The following is a 2,552-nucleotide window of genomic DNA, read 5'->3' as shown; positions in this document are numbered from 1 at the left end:
GCCGCACGCCGCCACCGCGGCGTGGTCGACTTGCGTAAAGCCGCGCCGAAATAGACACTCTGGCCGGCAACCGCATTCACACGCGCTGCGACATCGGCCACCTCACTCAATTTGTTGACCGGGAAATGCTTGGACCGGCTGAGCTTGCCGGTCTTGGGGTCTGTCCAGGAAATCTCAAGAAGTCCGTTTTGAAGTTTCCCGGGCAGGTCACCAAACAAGGCCCGCAAATGGGCGTGCATGGCCTTGCGGTCGGGAGTAGGCTCGCTCATCGCCTCGCCCCCCTGGGACGAGGAGCTCCGCCATGCAGGCGATCCTTCAGGGTGCGCAGGGCGTCGGCGAAGTCCTTGGCTTTGACCTGAAGTTCCCGGCTCCAGTACTTGTCGGCCGAATTATTGCAGCCGTCTATGTCCTCGAAAGCGAAGTAGGCCCGCCCGTCATGCCATACCAAACCGACCAGGTTTTGACCGCTCGCAAGCAGTGCCGCGGCCAGCCACAGGTCCCTGGTCTGGAAGGTGTCACTCGGGTTTCGATCTCCCATCCGCATCATCATCCTTCTCATGATAGGGACGTTTGCTAGAATTAGCTGTCATCCAAACCGCTCCGAAAATCAGACATTTGGTTGACCGTTTCCCTCACAACCATGGGACGAGCGAGACCCGGCAGTCATATTTCCGTTGATCCCGTCGAGAAACTACGTACTCTCGATGGCGATCCGCGCTTCCTAAAGCGTCTTTCATGCCATCCCGCGCTTAAGATAGTCGCGCGCCTAGACCAAGAGGAGAGGGGTAAGGCTGAGGTGGCAGAGAGGCTCAAGGAACTAGATGCGACACTCGGCCAGGTCACCGGACAGATCGAAAAACTTAGGCGAGGGATAGACGCCGAAGATTCTCTCCGCCACAGGACTAAGCGATGGCACGCGCTCATTAGTGAGTCCATGAAGGACATCACTCGGGTTAAGCTTGAGCTGTCGGCAGAATTGCACATGCACGGCGATCCTCAACGCCGAGGGCTTTTCGCCACTCACCACGAACGCTACTTCTTCGCCGCCTTTCTCATCCCCTACACCGCACACCTAAAAGCAGCACGAGGGAATCAAGCCTCGCCCGATTGGAATCTGATCGAGGCATGGCTCAGAAAATCAGCGGGGATTCCAGAAGAAAAGAATCTGCGCTTGCGCTCCTGGTGGAACAAGGAAATCGTCAGGCGCAAGAGCAGCACATCACGGCCGCTGCTCTATGCCCTCGCTGCCGGAGCCGCGCTTTTCCTAGAGACGCGCAAGGCCGGCAAAAGGCCAATCTGGACGGTTGCACGGGATCATATGGGACGACCAGTCACCCGGGAATCCCACCCGCTCACACTCAAGCGCTCCTTGACTAAAGAGGACCTGTCCTATCTGCGCTGCGTATTTATGCATGTGCCCTTGATCCGCGAAGATTTCATGAAGCATTACCCTCGGACCCGGGAGTTGGCTGCGAAACTCCCCAAAAATCCTCTTGAGGCCATCGTTAACAAACGAAAGGAAAAGTTTATCAACAAGCTTCCGATGCGGGGACGTCTATCCATAGCGCGACGAAGAGACGAGGTCCTTAGCCTTGAGTATATTGAGAAGCATCTACAGGCCGAAGCGAAGGGCAAGCTATTGCGCAAAGAGCTTCGCCATCTTGCTCGCCTGTACCGGGAAGGCCTCCGCAAATCGCGTAGGGCGGGCTCTTCTAAGCTCCGCCGCTAGAATCTCGGAGGTACCCATCGGCAGGCATTCCGAAACACCGGCACGCTGCGCCCAACGTTTTAGGTCATTCCGAAACCACCTGATTTTTGACGGTGGTGTTAAAATTTGGTGAAATGGTATTTATGCCAAACGCCAAGCTCATTCATCCAAAAGAAGCCATGACCACACCGCAGGCATGCGAGTTTTTGGGCATCACTCGCCAGACTCTTTATAGTTGGCTTCAGCAGGGAAAGATCAAGCCTTGGATGAAAGTCGGAGGCGCTTCCTGGCTTTTTATCCAAAGCGAAGTCGAGAAACTCAAAGATGCCAAATACAACAGGAATCACAATGGCTCGCGCTAAAACAGGAAAGAAAAGAGTCAAGAAGAACAACGGGGCCGGTTTTTTCGCCCTTTTGGCCGAGGTAAAGGGACGCATCCAAGCAGCTCAAACCCGCGCCATGGTCGCGGTCAATACCGAACTCGTTGGCCTCTACTGGGATATCGGTCGGATTATCCATGACCGCCAAGGGCGAGAAGGGTGGGGCGCCGGCGTCATTCCCCGCCTGTCCCGAGAGCTCCACAACGAGCTTCCCGAACTTAAGGGTTTCTCCGAGCGCAATATCAAGCGGATGCTGACGTTTTACCGAGCGTATCCAACTCCCTCGGCAATTATGCCGCAGGCTGCGGCACAATTACCTATGAAAAAAGTGCCGCAGCCTGCGGCACAAAGTTCGGACTCCTTGCTTTGGTCGATTCCCTGGTTTCATCACGTAGTTCTTCTGGAAAAGGTGAAAAACCTCAATGATCGTCGCTGGTACATGGAGCAGACGCTCGCCAACGGCT

General features: G+C 55.6%; 5 protein-coding genes. 3 read left to right on the top strand and 2 right to left on the bottom strand.

Annotated elements, in window-relative coordinates:
- The coding region (locus KKA81_17595) for a hypothetical protein (GenBank protein ID MBU2652745.1) at positions 1-239 on the bottom strand (239 nt) is incomplete at its 3' end.
- Positions 240-265: 26 nt separating this feature from the next.
- Entirely contained in the window at positions 266-559 is a 294-nt protein-coding gene (locus KKA81_17590) for a hypothetical protein (GenBank protein ID MBU2652744.1), read from the bottom strand.
- Positions 560-934: 375 nt separating this feature from the next.
- Here KKA81_17590 and KKA81_17585 point away from each other — a divergent pair, with 375 nt between their 5' ends.
- The 3 genes from KKA81_17585 to KKA81_17575 all read left to right on the top strand — a co-directional run.
- Positions 935-1,729, top strand: coding sequence for a hypothetical protein (locus KKA81_17585; protein MBU2652743.1), 795 nt, complete (start codon positions 935-937; stop codon positions 1,727-1,729).
- 86 nt (positions 1,730-1,815) lie between these two features.
- Positions 1,816-2,070 (top strand): helix-turn-helix domain-containing protein, encoded by a 255-nt coding sequence (locus KKA81_17580; protein MBU2652742.1) that lies wholly within the window; start codon positions 1,816-1,818, stop codon positions 2,068-2,070.
- Positions 2,057-2,552 (top strand): DUF1016 domain-containing protein (locus KKA81_17575; protein ID MBU2652741.1); only part of this gene is annotated, 496 nt, incomplete at its 3' end. The genes KKA81_17580 and KKA81_17575, both read left to right, overlap by 14 nt.

It is taken from the genome of Bacteroidota bacterium, assembly GCA_018831055.1.
Lineage (GTDB): Bacteria > Bacteroidota > Bacteroidia > Bacteroidales > B18-G4 > M55B132.
This window is presented reverse-complemented; position numbering and strand designations above follow the sequence as displayed.

What these genes read in the sequence shown, in the direction of transcription:
- KKA81_17590 (MBU2652744.1), bottom strand. Translation starts at nt 559, where the DNA reads ATGAGAAGGATGATGATGCGGATGGGAGATCGAAACCCGAGTGACACC.
- KKA81_17585 (MBU2652743.1), top strand. Translation starts at nt 935, where the DNA reads ATGAAGGACATCACTCGGGTTAAGCTTGAGCTGTCGGCAGAATTGCAC.